Source organism: Sphingomonas suaedae (assembly GCF_007833215.1).
Classification (GTDB): domain Bacteria; phylum Pseudomonadota; class Alphaproteobacteria; order Sphingomonadales; family Sphingomonadaceae; genus Sphingomonas; species Sphingomonas suaedae.
On sequence record NZ_CP042239.1, the window covers coordinates 1,182,621 to 1,198,090 of the forward strand.

The 15,470-nt window shown below is 67.1% G+C and carries 16 protein-coding genes; 6 read left to right on the top strand and 10 right to left on the bottom strand.

Going from position 1 to position 15,470, the window contains the following annotated elements; genetic code table 11:
• The first annotated feature begins 59 nt into the window (after positions 1-59).
• Positions 60-1,991, top strand: coding sequence for a TonB-dependent receptor plug domain-containing protein (locus FPZ54_RS05690; RefSeq protein WP_239019727.1), 1,932 nt, complete (start codon positions 60-62; stop codon positions 1,989-1,991).
• Between the two features lie 86 nt (positions 1,992-2,077).
• On the opposite strand, the gene FPZ54_RS05695 is transcribed toward FPZ54_RS05690, so the two are convergent.
• Positions 2,078-2,917 (bottom strand): ABC transporter substrate-binding protein, encoded by an 840-nt coding sequence (locus tag FPZ54_RS05695; RefSeq protein ID WP_239019728.1) that lies wholly within the window; start codon positions 2,915-2,917, stop codon positions 2,078-2,080.
• Positions 2,918-2,970: 53 nt separating this feature from the next.
• On the opposite strand from FPZ54_RS05695, the gene FPZ54_RS05700 reads away from it, so the two are divergent.
• Both FPZ54_RS05700 and FPZ54_RS05705 read left to right on the top strand, forming a co-directional pair.
• Positions 2,971-3,969, top strand: coding sequence for a FecCD family ABC transporter permease (locus FPZ54_RS05700; protein ID WP_145845638.1), 999 nt, complete (start codon positions 2,971-2,973; stop codon positions 3,967-3,969).
• Entirely contained in the window at positions 3,963-4,736 is a 774-nt protein-coding gene (locus FPZ54_RS05705) for an ABC transporter ATP-binding protein (protein WP_145845639.1), read from the top strand. Before FPZ54_RS05700 ends, FPZ54_RS05705 begins: the two co-directional genes overlap by 7 nt.
• 507 nt (positions 4,737-5,243) lie before the next feature.
• Here the strand turns inward: FPZ54_RS05705 and acs are convergent.
• Positions 5,244-7,190, bottom strand: a complete 1,947-nt coding sequence (gene acs, locus FPZ54_RS05710; protein ID WP_145845640.1) for an acetate--CoA ligase — start codon at positions 7,188-7,190, stop codon at positions 5,244-5,246.
• A gap of 164 nt (positions 7,191-7,354) precedes the next feature.
• Between acs and FPZ54_RS05715 the strand changes: the two genes are divergently transcribed.
• On the top strand, positions 7,355-7,540 hold the full coding sequence (locus FPZ54_RS05715; RefSeq protein WP_145845642.1) for a hypothetical protein: 186 nt from the start codon (positions 7,355-7,357) through the stop codon (positions 7,538-7,540).
• A 4-nt stretch (positions 7,541-7,544) separates the two neighbouring features.
• Here FPZ54_RS05715 and FPZ54_RS05720 read toward each other — a convergent pair whose 3' ends face one another.
• Together FPZ54_RS05720 and FPZ54_RS05725 are read right to left on the bottom strand one after the other, a co-directional pair.
• Positions 7,545-8,417, bottom strand: a complete 873-nt coding sequence (locus tag FPZ54_RS05720; protein WP_239019800.1) for a hypothetical protein — start codon at positions 8,415-8,417, stop codon at positions 7,545-7,547.
• Positions 8,418-8,419: 2 nt separating this feature from the next.
• Positions 8,420-9,061: a hypothetical protein gene (locus tag FPZ54_RS05725; RefSeq protein ID WP_145845643.1), complete on the bottom strand. Its 642-nt coding sequence runs from the start codon at positions 9,059-9,061 to the stop codon at positions 8,420-8,422.
• A 147-nt stretch (positions 9,062-9,208) separates the two neighbouring features.
• Here FPZ54_RS05725 and FPZ54_RS05730 point away from each other — a divergent pair, with 147 nt between their 5' ends.
• Entirely contained in the window at positions 9,209-9,409 is a 201-nt protein-coding gene (locus tag FPZ54_RS05730) for a hypothetical protein (RefSeq protein WP_145845645.1), read from the top strand.
• A gap of 16 nt (positions 9,410-9,425) precedes the next feature.
• A complete protein-coding gene (locus FPZ54_RS19745; protein WP_186456926.1) occupies positions 9,426-9,599 on the top strand; it encodes a hypothetical protein in 174 nt (57 codons plus the stop codon).
• 16 nt (positions 9,600-9,615) lie between these two features.
• Here the strand turns inward: FPZ54_RS19745 and gatB are convergent, their stop codons facing one another.
• Genes gatB through FPZ54_RS05760 form a run of 6 tightly spaced genes read right to left on the bottom strand, consistent with a single transcriptional unit; the run spans position 9,616 to position 15,416 of the window.
• Positions 9,616-11,076 (bottom strand): Asp-tRNA(Asn)/Glu-tRNA(Gln) amidotransferase subunit GatB, encoded by a 1,461-nt coding sequence (gene gatB, locus FPZ54_RS05735; protein ID WP_145845646.1) that lies wholly within the window; start codon positions 11,074-11,076, stop codon positions 9,616-9,618.
• A complete protein-coding gene (locus tag FPZ54_RS05740; RefSeq protein ID WP_145845648.1) occupies positions 11,069-11,482 on the bottom strand; it encodes a type II toxin-antitoxin system VapC family toxin in 414 nt (137 codons plus the stop codon). The genes gatB and FPZ54_RS05740 overlap by 8 nt, the downstream gene beginning before the upstream one ends.
• Positions 11,479-11,775, bottom strand: coding sequence for an AbrB/MazE/SpoVT family DNA-binding domain-containing protein (locus tag FPZ54_RS05745; protein ID WP_145845649.1), 297 nt, complete (start codon positions 11,773-11,775; stop codon positions 11,479-11,481). Before FPZ54_RS05745 ends, FPZ54_RS05740 begins: the two co-directional genes overlap by 4 nt.
• 50 nt (positions 11,776-11,825) lie before the next feature.
• The gene (gatA, locus tag FPZ54_RS05750; RefSeq protein WP_145845650.1) at positions 11,826-13,310 is read right to left on the bottom strand and encodes an Asp-tRNA(Asn)/Glu-tRNA(Gln) amidotransferase subunit GatA; all 1,485 of its coding nucleotides are present in this window, start codon (positions 13,308-13,310) and stop codon (positions 11,826-11,828) included.
• Positions 13,310-13,597 carry an Asp-tRNA(Asn)/Glu-tRNA(Gln) amidotransferase subunit GatC gene (gatC, locus tag FPZ54_RS05755; RefSeq protein ID WP_145845652.1) on the bottom strand — a complete coding sequence of 96 codons (288 nt, stop codon included), beginning with the start codon at positions 13,595-13,597 and terminating at the stop codon, positions 13,310-13,312. The genes gatA and gatC overlap by 1 nt, the downstream gene beginning before the upstream one ends.
• 43 nt (positions 13,598-13,640) lie before the next feature.
• Positions 13,641-15,416 (bottom strand): DUF4153 domain-containing protein, encoded by a 1,776-nt coding sequence (locus tag FPZ54_RS05760; protein WP_145845654.1) that lies wholly within the window; start codon positions 15,414-15,416, stop codon positions 13,641-13,643.
• Positions 15,417-15,470 lie beyond the last annotated feature (54 nt).

Genomic DNA, 15,470 nt, shown 5'->3' on the forward strand with positions numbered 1-15,470 from the left:
TTCGCGGAGGCGGATGGCAGGCCCCTGCCCTCGCTCGTTCAGGCGCCGGGGGAATATCCATGTTGAAGACCGGTTTCGTTTCACTGATCGCCATCGCCGCGGCATCGCCCGCGCTCGCCAATTCCGATACCGCCGACGGTGCGGACGTGGTCGTCACCGCCTCGCGCTCCGGCGAGGACGTGCCGGTGGAGGACATCCCCGCCTCGATCACCGTGATCGACGCGCAGGCGCTGGAGGATCGCCAGACGCGGATCGTGTCCGACGTCCTGCGCGACGTTCCCGGCGTCGCGGTCAATCGCACCGGCGGGATCGGCAGCCTGACCCAGATCCGCATTCGCGGGACCGAGGCGAACCATGTGCTGGTGCTGGTCGATGGGATCGAGGTCGCCGATCCCTATCAGGGCGAATATGATTTCGGCACGCTGATCGCCGATCCGGCGGCGCGGATCGAGGTGCTGCGCGGGCAGCAAAGCTCGCTCTACGGATCGGACGCGATCGGCGGGGTGATCCACTATATCACTTTGTCGGGCGCCGAGGCTCCGGGGTTCACCGCGCGCGCTGAGGCCGGGTCGTTCGGCACGGTCAGCGCAGCGGCACGCGCGGCTGGCGCATCGGACGCGTTCGACTATGCGCTGACCGCCAGCTGGCTGCACAGCGACGGCATCCCCACCGCGCGCGGCGGCAGCCGCAAGGTCGGCGCGGACAGCGTCGGCGCGAGCGCGAAGCTCAACTGGCGCCCGACCGAGACGTTCAAGCTGACCGGCGTGCTGCGCTACAGCCATACCGATGCCGAGACGAACAACACCGATGGCGATCCGACCAGCCCGACCTTCGGCCTGACGATCGACAGCCCGAGCGTGTATTTCGTCAACGACGCGATCTACGGGCTGGTCAGCGCCGAGCTGACCGCGCTCGACGGGCGCTGGACCAATACGCTGACCGGGCAATTCTCGGACACCGAGCGCACCAGCTATTCGCCGTTCGGGGTCGATTATGGCGACAAGGGCCAGCGCTACAAGGGATCGTTCGTCTCAAGCCTGCGCTTCGGCAGCGATGCGGTGAGTCACCGCGTGACGGGCGCGGTCGATGTCGAGCGAGAGGATTATCGCAACACCACGCCATCCAGCGGATCGCCGTTCGACGCGTTCACCGGCAAGCGCAGCACCACCAATGTCGGGCTGGTCGGCCAGTATGAGCTGACCGCGGGCGGGCTCGCGCTGGGCGGGTCGGTCCGCCATGACGACAATAACCGTTTCGCCAATGCCACGACCTGGCGCGTGCAGGGCGGCTATCGCCTCGCCACGGGCACGCGGCTTCGGGCCGCCTATGGCACCGGGGTGAAGAACCCCGGCTATTACGAGCTCTATGGCTATTCGGACGGCCGCTATATCGGCAATCCCAACCTCAAGCCCGAAAAGTCGAAGGGCTGGGAGGCCGGGGTCGATCAGGAGCTGCTCGACGGCAAGGTCAGCTTCGGCGCGACCTATTTCGCCACCGTGCTGACCGACGAAATCTATACCAGCTACCCTGCGCCGACGTTCGTCGCGACCCCGGCCAACCGTGCGACCGAGTCCAGGCAGCACGGCGTCGAGCTGTTCGCGAGCGCGCGCCCGATCCCGCAGCTGCGGCTCGACGCGAGCTACACGCATCTCGACGCGAAGGAGAATGGCGTCGAGGAGGTGCGGCGCCCCGGCGATATCGCCAGCTTCAACGCGACCTTCGCGAGCGCGGACGAGCGGTTCTCCACCACGCTGACGGTGCGGCACAACGGTCGCTTCGTCGATGTCGCCTATACCGACCCGAGCTACGCGCCGGTGCGCGTGTCGATGAAGCCCTACACGCTGGTCAACCTCGCCGCGCGCTATCGCGTGACCGAGAGCATCCAGCTGTTCGGGCGCGTCGAGAACCTGTTCGACGTCGATTACGAGGAAATCTTCGGTACCGCGACCTCCGGGATCGGTGCCTATGGCGGCGTGCGCGTAGCGTTCTGATGCACGTCGGCAGCCTCGTCAGCGGGCTGCCTTGGGCGGCGTCGCCGGTTCCGGCCGGCGGCGCCGTTGCGCCCTTGCGGCGGCGGTCAGCGGTGGCGGGCGATCTGTACCGCGATGCTCTGCGCCGCCTGCACATAGGCGGGGCCCGCGCAGACGGTCCATGCCTCGGGGAGGCGGATGCGGGGGATGTTGCGCAGCGCCGGGTGGTGCAGCATTTCCGTCCCCTGATCGGTCACCGTGTCGCTGGCGCTGTCAACGATCAGGAAATCGGGCTTTGCCGCGACCATCTCCTCGATGCTGACCTGTGCGAGCGGCGGCTTGCCGAGCTTCGCGGCGAGGTTCACCAGCCCGGCGCGGCGCATCAGGTCGTCGACCAATGTGCCGGTGCCGGTCATGAAGCCGCGCCGCTGGTAGAAGGCCGCCACCCGGCCGCGCCCGGTTCGCGGGATCGCGGCAAGATCGGCCTGCATCCGCGCGATCAGTGCCGCGCCCCGCGCGGGATGACCGAGCGCGGCGGCGGTTTCGCGGATCGACAGATAGAGTTCGTCGACCGAGTTGGCGAAACGGAAATCGAGCGTCGGATAGCCCTGGCGTGCGATCAAAGCGGCGGCGGGGCCCGCGGGCATCCCGACGACCAGATCGGGTTGGATCGCGAGGATCTGTTCACCCGAACTCGACAGGCGCGGCAGGCCGCGCGCGCGCTCCGCCGCCGCCGACATCCAGGGATCGGTGGCATTGTGGGTCAGCCCCGCGATTTGCGCGCGGTCGGCGAGCGCGACGATGAGCTGGTCCGCGCAGAGATTGAACGAGACCACGCGCTTGGGAGCCGCGGGCGCGGCGTCCCGGGTTGCGGGACGCGCCCCCCATGCGGCGGCACCGACGCCGAGTGCGATCATGCCGAGCGTTGCGAAGCCAAGACGAGCCATGGCCGCTTCCATAGCCGAGCGGCGCGTGCCAGCAAGCGCTTGCGAGGCACAGCATGACATCGAGCCGCCATCTTTCGACGCTGATCGTCGCCCTGTCCGCGCTGGCGCTGTGCGCCGCGCTGGCATCGCTGCTGCTCGGGCCGGTCGATCTTGGCCTCCCCCGCCTCTTCGCCGCGCTGTCGGGGCGCGGTGACCCCGTCGCGACGGCGATCCTGTTCGAACTGCGGCTGCCGCGCACGCTGCTGAGCCTTGCGGTGGGGGCAATGCTCGGTCTTGCCGGAGCGGTGCTGCAGGGGTTCCTGCGCAATCCGCTCGCAGAACCCGCGGTGCTCGGCACGTCGAGTTCGGCGTCGCTGGGTGCGGTCGCCGCGCTCTATTTCGGGCTTGCCGCCGTTCACCCCGCGGTGCTGCCGTTGCTCGCGATCCTGAGCGCGCTGCTGTCGCTCGTGCTGCTGTTCGCGCTGGCGGGGCGGTCGGAAAGCGCGCTCACCCTGATCCTTGCGGGGATCGCCGTCTCGACGCTGGCTGGCGCCGGGATCAGCCTTGCGCTCAACCTGTCGCCCAATCCGTTCGCGGCGATGGAGATCATGACGTGGCTGCTCGGCAGTCTCGAGAACCGGTCGTTCGAGCATGTCGCCATCGCCCTGCCCTGCATCGCGGTCGGCGCGGCGCTGCTGCTGTGGAACGGGCGCGCGCTCGATGCGCTGACGTTGGGGGAGGATGGCGCTGCGGCGCTGGGCGTCGATCTGCGCCGTGTGCGGATGCGGCTGCTGCTCGGCACCGCGATCGGCGTCGGCGGCGCGGTGGCGGTGTCGGGCGCCATCGGCTTTATCGGGCTGATCGTGCCGCATCTCGTGCGCCCGCTCACCGACCGCAGCCCATCGGCGATCCTGATTCCCTCGGCGATCGGAGGCGCGGCGCTGCTCACCCTCGCCGACCTCGGCGTCCGCATCGCGCCGACCACCAACGAGCTCAAGCTGGGCGTGGTCACCGCGTTCCTCGGCGTCCCCGTCTTCCTGCTCCATCTGATGCGGGAGCGGCGGCTATGGTGACCGTTACCGTCGAAGGTCTGAGCGTCGCGTTGGGCAAGCGCACCGTGGTCCGCGACGCCAGCTTCACGGTGTCGCCCGGGACGCTGACCGGCATCGTCGGCCCCAATGGCGCAGGCAAGTCGACGCTGGCGCGCGCGATGCTCGCGCTGGTGTCGGCGCAGGGGCGCGTGCTGGTCGATGACGCGGATGCGGCGACGATGCCGCGCGCCGAACTGGCGCGGCGGATCGCCTATCTGCCGCAGGGCCAGACGCTGCACTGGCCGCTGACGGTCGAGCGGCTGGTCGGCCTTGGTCGGCTACCCCACCTCGCACCGATGTCGCGGCTCGGGGAAGCCGATGCCGCCGCGATCGAGCGCGCGATGGACCGCGCCGACGTGCTGCCGCTGCGCCACCGGATCGCCACCGAACTCTCCGGCGGCGAGCGCGCCCGCGTGCTGCTCGCCCGCGCGCTGGCGGTCGAGGCACCCGCGCTGATCGCCGACGAGCCGCTCGCCAGCCTCGATCCCGGGCACCAGATCGACGTGATGGAGTTGCTGGGCGAGGAGGCGCGTGCCGGGCGCACGGTGGTCGCCGTACTCCACGACCTGACCATGGCGGCGCGCTATTGCGACCGGATCATCCTGATCGACGGCGGCCGGATCGTCGCCGACGGCGCGCCCGGCGTCGTGCTCACGGCCGACAATCTGCGCGCGGTCTATGGTATCGAGGTGCGGATCGAGGAGCATGATGGCCGCCCCGCGATCGTGCCGCTGGGGCGGAGTCGCTGATAGGGGGACGGAGCACGAAGCCGCCGTTCAGCTTGCGCCCCCTTGTGAATACTCGCGTCGTAAGCAACGCTGCGCGGTTCGGGCAAGGGAGATGTCATGCTGGACTTCGTGTGGTTGGATGCCCGGCAGAGCGCGTGCATCGCGCAATTGAATGAGCACGACGTGTCAGAGTTGCAGCAAGAGCTTTTCATCCTACGGTCGAAAACAGGGGTTCACATCGACCCCTACTCGGACACGCGACTTGCTCCCGATCATGCAAGACTACTTTCCGAGGCCATCAGGTCTAGCGGCCGCGAAAGCCCAAACATCCAAAGGTTTCTCGAGGCGTTGGATGAGAGCGTTCGATCAGATCGGTGGATATTGGCCGTCGGAGACTGATCCGCATGGCAGCGGCTGTTCGCTTTTCAATCACTTCCCGCCGCCCCGTCATCGCCGCCTTCCTCGCAAAGAAGTGAGACGCTCCGCCCACGCGCTGTCGACGTTCATCCTTCAGGCACGCCCCCGCCCTCACGCCTCCGTCAGATGCGGCCGGTTGGCGAGCAGATGGTCGACCACCGAGGGATCGGCCAGCGTCGAGGTGTCGCCGAGATTGCCGACGTCGTTCTCGCCGATCTTGCGCAGGATGCGGCGCATGATCTTGCCCGATCGGGTCTTGGGCAGTGCGGGGGCGAACTGGATCACGTCGGGCGTGGCGATCGGGCCGATTTCCTGCCGCACCCATTTGATCAGCTCGGCGCGCAGCGCGGCGTCGGGCGTCACCTCGGCGTTGGTGGTGACGAAGGCGTAGATGCCCTGCCCCTTGATGTCGTGGGGCATTCCCACAACTGCCGCCTCCGCGACCTTGTGATGCGCGACCAGCGCGCTTTCGATCTCCGCCGTGCCCATGCGGTGGCCCGACACGTTGATCACGTCGTCGATGCGGCCGGTGATCCAGTAATAGCCGTCTTCGTCGCGGCGGCATCCGTCACCGGTGAAATAGACGCCCTTGAAGGTGGTGAAATAGGTCTGGAAGAAGCGGTCGTGATCGCCCCACACGGTGCGCATCTGGCCGGGCCAGCTGTCCTTGATGACCAGACAGCCATCACCCGCCCCCTCGATCTCCTTGCCGTCGGTATCGAGCAGCGCGGGCTGGACGCCGAAGAACGGCTTGGTCGCGGAACCGGGCTTGAGCGGCGTCGCGCCGGGCAGCGGGGTGATCATCGCGCCGCCGGTCTCGGTCTGCCACCAGGTGTCGACGATCGGGCAGCGCCCCTCGCCCACCACGCGGTGATACCAGGACCAGGCCTCCGGGTTGATCGGCTCGCCGACGCTGCCGAGCAGGCGCAGCGAGCTGCGATCGGTCTTCGCGACCCAGTCGTCGCCCTCGCGCATCAATGCGCGCAAGGCGGTGGGGGCGCCGTAGAAGATCTCTACCTTGAACTTGTCGACCACCTGCCAGAAGCGCGAGGGATCGGGCCAGTTGGGCACGCCTTCGAACATCACGCTCGTCGCGCCGTTCATCAGCGGGCCGTAGACGACATAGCTGTGCCCGGTGACCCAGCCGATATCGGCGGCGCACCAGTAGATCTGGCCCGGCCGGTAATCGAACACATATTCATGCGTCATCGCGGTCCACACGGCATAGCCGCCGGTGGTGTGGAGCACGCCCTTGGGCTTTCCGGTCGATCCCGAGGTGTAGAGGATGAACAGCGGGTCCTCCGCGTTCATCTCGGCCGGCGCGCAGTCGGCGGACTGGTTCGCAGCCTCTGCCCAGTCGATGTCGCGGCCCTCTACCATCGGCACATCCGCGCCGGTGCGGCGGAGCATGATCACCCGCTCGACGCCGATGCAATGCGTGAGCGCCGCATCGACATTCGCCTTGAGCGGGATGCGCTTGCCACCGCGCAGCCCTTCGTCCGCGGTCAGCACGATACGGCTGTCGCAATCCCGGATCCGTCCGGCGAGCGCATCGGGCGAGAAGCCGGCGAACACGATCGAGTGGATCGCGCCGATCCGCGCACAGGCGAGCATCGCCACCGCCGCTTCGGGCACCATCGGCAGATACAGCGTCACCCGATCGCCACGTCCGATCCCCTGCGCCTTGAGCAGGTTGGCGAAGCGGCAGACATCGGCGTGCAATTCGCGATAGGTGATCGCGCGGTGCGGCTCGGCGGGGTCGTCCGCCTCCCACAGGATCGCGACCGTGTCGCCGCGTTCGGCGAGGTGCCGGTCGAGCGCGTTGGCGCTGATGTTGAGCGTGCCGTCGGAGAACCAGGCGATGCCGAAATCGGCTTCGTCGAAGCTGGTGTCCTTGACCCGGGTGAACGGCCTGATCCAGTCGAGCCGCTGCGCCGCCTCGCCCCAGAAGCCTTCGGGATCCTCGACCGAGCGGCGGTACATCGTCTGATAGCCCGCCGCGTCGATCAACGCCCCCTCGGCCCATTGCTGCGGTACCGGGTAGATCGACTCAGCCATCACGCTCTCCTGTTCGCCTCATATCTTCGCGACCCCATAGCGCATCTGGCGCGACGAACCATTCCGACAGAAGTCGTAGATCGCGAACGAGGGTTGCCTAGACGCAAATCGGCCTGAACCAAAGCGCCTCTCGGCACGTTCAACGGGGCAAAGGAGATCATCCAATGCCCGTCGAACCGCCGATCCCCGCCGAACCGTCCGTCCCCCCGCCCGAAGCGCCCCCGACGCCGCAGCCCGGCCAGCCGGAACCTGCGACGCCGGAGATCAGTCCTCCGCCGCCCGACATCGACGTGCCCGCCCCTCAGCCAGGAGGTGAGCCGCCGGCGACGCCGATCCAGCCGACAGCATAAGGGGTCAGCTGCCAGCGGTCAGGTCAACGATCTTGTCGCGGTCATAGCGCATGACGCCCTCGATCGCCGGAAAGCGGCCGATGGGCATGCCGAAGTAATTGGGCAGCTTACCGACCGGCTTGAGCCTCGCCTGACGTACCGGTAGCGATTGCAGGCGCGCGTCTACCGTGTCGCCGGCGACAGGCAGGCGATATTCCAGCGCGATCGGGCTCGGCTTCGCATTGTCGCCGGGTTCGCGCTTGGGCATTTCCTGTGACACGAAGCGGCCGAGATCGGTGATCTCGCCCGCCTTCACATCGAACTTGACGCTTCCCATGCAGAAACAGCTGCCGAAGGCGCCGCCGCCGGGCAGCACCGACATCACGCCATATACGCGATAGGTTCCGGGCGTCAGTTCGTGAACATAGGTCGAGACCTTGTCGTCGCCCGCCCCCTTGGCGAAGCGGTTCAGCGGGCCGACCGACACGCCGGTCAGCAGGCCGAAGGGGGTGAATTCGAAATTCTCCTCGGTCGGCTCTACCGGCTCCTTGGGAAGTTCGGGCTTCGGCGACCCCTTGGGCATCTTGTCGTAGGCGGCCTTGGCCTTGTCGTAGGATGCCTTCTTCTTCACATATTTCTCGCGCGCCTCGACCAGCGCATCGGCGCGCAATTCGTCATATTTCGCCTGATCCTCGGCGCTCGGCACGCGCATCAGCTGGAGCGGGATGGCGGCGTCGGAGCGCAGCATGACATAGGCCTTGGCAGGGTCCAGCGTGACGGCGGGCTTGTCCTTGACGGGCGCGGCCTCGACAAACACGACCTTTTCCTTCTTCGCGGCGGGCGCCGCCATCGCCGCACCCGTGGCCAGCAGCGCCACAGCGGCGGTCATCGTCAGCATCTTCACAGGCCCAGCTCCTCACCCTGCGGTTGCGCGGTCGCGGCCACCAGCGCCTGCCGCTTGAGATAGTCGAACCGGCGGCTCTCCGGCATGTCGGACAGCCCTTCCTCGAAATGAAATTCCTGCCACAGCTCCTTGGACAGCCCGTAGCGGGCATAGCCCTTGAAATTCATGCACTGGCGCATGTTCACCCGACGCAACCGACGTTTCTCCGCCGATCCGAAGATCGCCATCGCCATCGCGGTGCCGATCGCCCCGCCAACGGCGCCCGCCATCGTACCGGCATAGGGATAGGGTGGCTGGGTATAGCTGATCCCGCTCGCTAGCCCGCGGGCATAGCCATCGCATTCGACGATGTCGGCATAAGCAGTCTCGAAGTCGGTCCCGGACCGGACGAAGTAATAATATTTGTCGTAATTGTCCGGGTCGGTCGCGGACGGCGTGAAGTCGAGCTTGGGCATCTCGACCGCCGCAGCGTCTCCGGCCTCCGCCGGTAATCGCCCGAATGGCGAGCCGCTATCCTCGAGATAGACCGGCGTCGCCTGTCCCTGGGCCTGCTCCTGCGCCGTCGCGATGCCCGGCAGCACCAGCGCAGCCGCCGTCAGCGCGGCGCACGCGCGCCGAGCCACACCGTGATATTCCATGGATACCCCTCCATTTCAGTGATGGTCCGCCGACTCGGCGGATCACCTGCCCCGCGGCGGAGATTATCGCCGGCGATACGGCAGGCAAGCGGGATCGATGGAGCGGCAGGCGATGCCGCGCGTTATCGATGCGAAGGAGAGTGAACCATGAGCGACACCGACCGCGACCCCCATCCCGACAGCCTGCCCGGCGCCGACCACGACAGCCACAGCGACCTCGAACGCGCGGTCAGCGGCACCAACCGCGATATCGAGAATGTCCAGGACGACACCCCGCCCGAAGGGGTGGACGGTGCCGTTGGCGGCACCGGCGGCGTCACGAAAAATCAGGACGATAGCGCGCAATGATCGAGAGGACAGGGCAATGAGCACCCCCGATACGGGACAACCCAACAAGCCCGGTGGCGATCGCGAGGCGGATGGAACGCCCCGCGACGCCGAAGACCGGCAAGCGGTCCGCAATCAGGGCAGCGTGACGCCCGAGGATTATCCCGAGGAGTCCAACGGCAAACCGGGCGTTCCCCCGCCGCCCGACTGATCGCGCCCCGTAAGCGCTAGCCGTCCAGCGCCTTTCTGAGCAGGTCGTTGACCACGCCGGGATTGGCCTTGCCCGCCATCGCCTTCATCGTCTGGCCGACGAAGAAGCCGAACAATTTGTCCTTCCCGCCGCGATAATCGGCGACCTTGTCGGCATTCGCCTCCAGCACCTTGGCGATTTCCGCCTCGATCGCGCCGGTATCGGAGGTCTGCTTGAGTCCGCGCTCCTCGACGATCTTTGCAGGATCGTCGCCTGTCTCCAGCATGATCTCGAACACCTGCTTGGCGAGGCTGCCGGACAACGTACCGTCGGCGACCAGGCCCAGCAGCTCAGCCGCCTGAGCGGGCGAAACCGGGCTGTGCTCGATATCCTTGCCGAGCCGATTGAGCGCGCCGAACAGTTCCGACGTCACCCAGTTCGCCGCCGCCGGCCCCTTCGCCCCGGCCTCCAGCAGCGCATCGAAATAGCGCGCGGATTCGACTTCGGCGGTCAGCACGCCCGCATTATAGGGAGTAATGCCGAGCGCGACGTAGCGCGCCCGCTTGGCATCGGGCAGTTCTGGCAGCGACTTGCGGCAATCGTCGAGGAAGGCGTCGTCCAGCTCCAGCGGGAGCAGGTCGGGATCGGGGAAGTAGCGGTAATCATGCGCATCTTCCTTCGACCGCATCGACCGCGTCTCGCCGCGATCCGGGTCGAACAGGCGGGTTTCCTGCACGATCGTGCCGCCGCTCTCCAGCACCTCGATCTGGCGCTTCGCCTCGATCTCCACCGTCTGCATGACGAAGCGGACCGAGTTGACGTTCTTGGTCTCGGTCCGCGTGCCGAACTCCGCGCCGGGCTTGCGCACGCTGACGTTCACGTCGGCGCGCATCGATCCCTGGTCCATATTGCCGTCGCACGAGCCGACATAGCGCAGGATCGAGCGCAGCTTGGCGAGATACGCCCCGGCTTCGGCGGGCGAGCGCATGTCGGGCTTGGACACGATCTCCATCAGCGCAACGCCGCTGCGGTTGAGGTCCACATAGGACAGGCGCGGATGCTGGTCGTGCATCAGCTTGCCGGCATCCTGCTCGACATGGATACGCTCGACGCCGATAACCTTGGTCTCGCCGTCCACGTCGATCTCGACCGCGCCCTCGCCGACCAGCGGGTGGTAGAGCTGGCTGATCTGATAGCCCTGCGGCAGATCGGCGAAGTAGTTCTTGCGGTCGAAGCGCGACCATTTGTTGATTTTCGCATCAATCGCCATGCCGGTGCGCACCGCCTGGCGGATGCACTCGCGGTTCGGAACCGGCAGCATCCCCGGCATCGCGGCGTCGACCAGGGAGACCTGCGTATTCGGCTCCGCCCCGAACGCGGTCGCCGCGCCCGAGAACAGCTTGGCGTTGGACGTGACCTGCGCATGGACCTCCAGGCCGATCACGACCTCCCACTCACCGGTTTCGCCTTTGATGCGGTATGCAGTTGCGTCAGCCATGTTCGGTCTCTGGTGTAAGGAAGGTCAGTTCCGGAAAATAGGATGCCAGCCGCTGGTCGCGCGTCATCAACGTCGCGCCCAACACCGTTGCATGCGCGCCGATAAGGAAATCCGGCAAGATTGTCGAACGCGGACCACCGCGACGGCGATATTCGCGAAACGCGGCGGCGGCGCGCAGCGCCACGGGCGGGGTGAGGTCGAGGATTTCAATGCCAAGCTGGCCCATGTCATCGACCAGCGCGTTGGGTTGCTGCACGCCGACCGCGACTTCTGACACGACGATCAGATTAGCGCCAAGTCCGACGTCATTGGCATAGCGATCGAACAGACGCGCGGCCCAGCCCCGGTCCACCGAGGAGGGCTGGTTCATCAGATCGATCACGGCATTGCTGTCCAGAAAAATCACGGCAGCGGTTCGTCGCCGCGCAGGAACTCCATGATCTCGTCGGTCGCCTTTCCGGTGCTTTGCCGGGCACGGACTTCCGCCAGTACCTTCATCAACCGCGCGCGGCGCTCGTCCGGCGTTTCGGTCGGTTCGGACGGCGCGGGCAGCACCACCGCCTCACCGCGATCATTGATCCCCACCTGCACCGGTTTGCCCGGCTGCAGGCCGAGACGGTCGCGCACATCCTTGGGGATCAGCACCTGACCCTTGCTGGTCATGTTGGTAACGGTGCGAAGATCGATCGGCGCGTTCATGGCGATGCTCCAGTGTTACCGGAGGTAACACCGGGCGTCCGGCGTTTCAATCACCACCACTGCTCCGGCCGCGCCGTGAATCCCGCGCGCTGCTCGATCGCGAGGCTCGCGTTCAGCACGCCCTGCTCGTCGAGCGGCTTGCCGATGATCTGCAGGCCGAGCGGCAGCCCGTCCTTGTCCAGCCCGCCGGGCACCGACATCGCGGGGATGCCTGCCAGCGAGGACGGCACGGTGAACACGTCGTTCAAATACATCGCCAGCGGATCGGCCGATTTCTCGCCCAGCGCGAATGCGGCGCTCGGCGCGGTCGGGGTCAGCAGCAGGTCGCAGTGCAGCCATGCCCGCTCGAAGTCGCGCGCGATCAGCGTGCGGACCTTCTGCGCCTGGGTGTAATAGGCGTCGTAATAGCCCGCCGAGAGCACATAGGTGCCGATCAGGATGCGGCGCTGCACCTCCGGGCCGAAGCCCGCGGCGCGGGTCGCGGCGTACATGTCCTGCAACCCCGCCCCATCGGGCAGGTCGCGCTGGCCATAGCGCACGCCATCATAGCGGGCGAGGTTGGACGACGCCTCCGCCGGGGCGATGATGTAGTAAGCTGGCAGCGCGTATTTCGTGTGCGGAAGCGAGACCTCGACGATCTCCGCGCCTGCATCCTTCAGCCAGTCGATGCCCTGCTGCCACAGCGCCTCGATCTCGCTCGGCATGCCGTCGACGCGATATTCTTTGGGGATGCCGACCTTCTTGCCGCGCAGGTCGGGGTTCAGCCCCTGCTCCCAGTTGGGCACGTCGAGCTTGAGCGAGGTCGCGTCCTTGGCGTCGAAGCCCGCCATCGCCTCCAGCATGATCGCGCAGTCGCGCACGTCGCGCGCCATCGGCCCCGCCTGGTCGAGCGACGAGGCGAACGCCACCACGCCCCAGCGCGAGCAGCGGCCATAGGTCGGCTTGATGCCCGAAATGCCGGTGAATGCCGCAGGCTGGCGGATCGATCCGCCGGTATCGGTGCCGGTCGCCGCCGGGCACAGCCGCGCCGCGATCGCCGAGGACGAACCGCCCGACGAACCGCCGGGTGCGAGCGGGGCATTGCCGCCATCCTTGCGCCGCCACGGGCTGATCACATTGCCGAAATAGCTGGTCTCGTTCGACGACCCCATCGCGAACTGGTCGAGGTTCAGCTTGCCCAGCATCCCCGCGCCCGCGTCCCACAATTTCTGCGAGACGGTCGATTCATAGACCGGCTTGAACCCCTCCAGCATATGGCTGGCGGCGGTGGTCTGCACGCCCTTGGTGCAGAACAGGTCCTTCATGCCGATCGGCACGCCGGCCAAGGGCTTCAGCGTTTCGCCAGCGGCGCGCGCGGCATCGGCTTCACGCGCGGCGGCCAGCGCATGTTCGGGCGTTTCGACGATGAAGGCGTTGAGCGCCTTGGCCGCGCTCACCTTGACGATGAAGGCGTCGGCGACTTCCTTGGCCGAAAACTCGCCGGTGCGGATGCCGTCACGCAGCGCGGCGACGCCGAGAGTGGTGACGTCGGTCATTATTCGATCACCTTGGGCACGGTGAAAAAGCCATGCTCGGCAAGCGGCGCATTGGCCAGCACCGCGTCGCGCATGTCGCCGTCGTTCACGACGTCGTCGCGCAGGCGCAGCGTGTTGGGGATCACGGCGGTCATCGGCTCGACGGACGAGGTATCGACCTCCCCCAGCTGCTCGATCCAGCCGAGGATGTTGTTGAGCTCAGGCGCGAGCCGCTCGGCGTCGGCATCGCTGATCGCGATGCGCGCAAGGCTCGCGACCTTCTTCACGGTGGCGGTATCTACGGACATAAGCGCGCGCCTAGCAGCGACGCCCCTGTTTCAGCAAGCGGGGTTATTCGAACGGATCGCCGACCGGCACGCCGCCGACGAAGACCTGGCGGCGCTGGACCGGGCGGACCTCGATTTCGCCCGCGTCAAGCCCGGCGGCCGCTGCACGCACATCCGATGCGGTCTCTGTTGAAGATTTCGCAGCTTCGGCCGCATCAGCCCATTTTCCGTTCGCAATCACATATCGCCGCACCGCATCGGTGCCCCCGTAGCGCGCATTCCCCACTACTTGCATCTTGGCGACGGGCGTATCGCTGGGCGTAGATTGGCTGGTGAACTGCGAGTGAGCGAGGAGCACCGCCTCCTTGCCTCCCGGCAGGAAGGCCAGCGTGCAACGTTCGGCTCGGCACTCCCAGGTTTCCGCAATCGCTTGACGCAGTTCCGCAGGCAGCGGCGTTCCCGCCGGCAGGATGCGAAGCGTCTTGTCGAGCGACTCTTCCCGAACCGCCTGTGTTCCGTCCGGCGCATCCCAGCGATACCTGGCGGTTGCCGCTTCGGTCGCCCCCTTGCGGATCGCCTCGTTCTTCGACGCTTTAAAGCGCTCCAATGCCTTTCGACCCGGCTCACCGAAGTCAAACGCCAAGGCGCGCCAGTCGAACTTGTCCGGTGCAACCTTCCCCGACTCCAGCCGCGCGACCTGGTCGCGGGTCGAAATCGCGTTGAAGCTCACCAGCGGCGTCGCCAGCAGCAGTGCGACGCCGCACACGATCATCGCCAGATACAGGTTGGCCGACCGCACCCGCTCCGCCCACGCGCCGCGCCCGCGGATCACGCTGACCAGATACGCCACCGCCACCACCGTTGCGATGACGACGAAGGTCAGCCCCCAGAGCCGCTCCGGCGTATAACCATATTGCCCAATGCGCAGCCCCGTTGAGACCTGCGCGATCACCACCAGCGGCAGGATCGCCACCGCCAGCACCAGCGCCGCCCAGCGCAGCACGCGGTTGCGCGGCGCATCATCGCCGCCGTTCCCGATCACCGCATTCACCAGCAGCAGCGCGCCGACCGCGCACGCCAGCAGGATCGGCGTGGTCGACTTGGTCGCCTCCCATAGCGGCTGCAACCCGGTGAACGGCAGCGCGATCAGGAACAGCCCCAGCCCCACCGCCAGCACCGGCGCGAGCACGCCCAGCACCAGCATCGCGACAGTCTGGAGCAACCCAACGATCCGCCGCTGTTCGCGCAGCAGCGCCAGCCCCAGCCCGAACGCCAACCCGACCAGCGGTCGCCAGAACCACTCCTTCCGCAGCAGGTCCGAAAGCAGCTCGATCCCGATCAGATCGAACAGCGCGGCCAGCAGCCAGGACAGCAGCATGACGACCACGACGAACGCCCAGCCAAGGCACCACAGCACCGCGTTGGTCCAGGCATGGTCGTGCGCCAAAGGATAGGAGATCGGCCGAAACCCGCCCTCGCGCCCCGCCTGAAACAGCGGTGCGGCAATTCCGATGGCGAGGGCCAGGCACACGAGCCGCCACCCCTCGCTCGAGCTCCACCCCGATGTCGCGCCGTTGAAATAGAGGATCAGCGCCGCGACCGCCCCGCATCCCAGCGCGAATGCCGCCGACCGGATCAGGTCGGCGCGGATCACCACGAACCCGAACACGATCGCCGAGACGCTGACGAAACTCAGCAGCGCCAGCCGCCCCGCGCCGATCTGCGCCTGATATCCCGTGCCGATGATCCAGTGCGCGATCAGCCCGGTAACCAGCCCCAGCGCCGCCAGTATCGCCGGAAGCAGCGGCCAGCGTTCGTCCCCGCCCTCGATTCGCGTCATCCTGCCCAGCTCCCACCCGCACGATCCTTGCGGCAGCCGGTTCTACTTCGCCCC

Bases quoted from the DNA above. Each gene is read 5' to 3' on its own strand.
- FPZ54_RS05730 (WP_145845645.1), top strand. From the start codon at position 9,209: ATGAGCGACACCGACCGCGACCCCCATCCCGACAGCCTGCCCGGCGCC.
- FPZ54_RS05725 (WP_145845643.1), bottom strand. From the start codon at position 9,061: ATGGAATATCACGGTGTGGCTCGGCGCGCGTGCGCCGCGCTGACGGCG.
- gatA (WP_145845650.1), bottom strand. From the start codon at position 13,310: ATGACCGACGTCACCACTCTCGGCGTCGCCGCGCTGCGTGACGGCATC.
- gatB (WP_145845646.1), bottom strand. From the start codon at position 11,076: ATGGCTGACGCAACTGCATACCGCATCAAAGGCGAAACCGGTGAGTGG.
- FPZ54_RS05700 (WP_145845638.1), top strand. From the start codon at position 2,971: ATGACATCGAGCCGCCATCTTTCGACGCTGATCGTCGCCCTGTCCGCG.
- FPZ54_RS05690 (WP_239019727.1), top strand. From the start codon at position 60: ATGTTGAAGACCGGTTTCGTTTCACTGATCGCCATCGCCGCGGCATCG.
- gatC (WP_145845652.1), bottom strand. From the start codon at position 13,597: ATGTCCGTAGATACCGCCACCGTGAAGAAGGTCGCGAGCCTTGCGCGC.
- acs (WP_145845640.1), bottom strand. From the start codon at position 7,190: ATGGCTGAGTCGATCTACCCGGTACCGCAGCAATGGGCCGAGGGGGCG.
- FPZ54_RS05715 (WP_145845642.1), top strand. From the start codon at position 7,355: ATGCCCGTCGAACCGCCGATCCCCGCCGAACCGTCCGTCCCCCCGCCC.
- FPZ54_RS05745 (WP_145845649.1), bottom strand. From the start codon at position 11,775: ATGAACGCGCCGATCGATCTTCGCACCGTTACCAACATGACCAGCAAG.
- FPZ54_RS05695 (WP_239019728.1), bottom strand. From the start codon at position 2,917: ATGGCTCGTCTTGGCTTCGCAACGCTCGGCATGATCGCACTCGGCGTC.
- FPZ54_RS05720 (WP_239019800.1), bottom strand. From the start codon at position 8,417: ATGCTGACGATGACCGCCGCTGTGGCGCTGCTGGCCACGGGTGCGGCG.
- FPZ54_RS05760 (WP_145845654.1), bottom strand. From the start codon at position 15,416: ATGACGCGAATCGAGGGCGGGGACGAACGCTGGCCGCTGCTTCCGGCG.
- FPZ54_RS19745 (WP_186456926.1), top strand. From the start codon at position 9,426: ATGAGCACCCCCGATACGGGACAACCCAACAAGCCCGGTGGCGATCGC.
- FPZ54_RS05705 (WP_145845639.1), top strand. From the start codon at position 3,963: ATGGTGACCGTTACCGTCGAAGGTCTGAGCGTCGCGTTGGGCAAGCGC.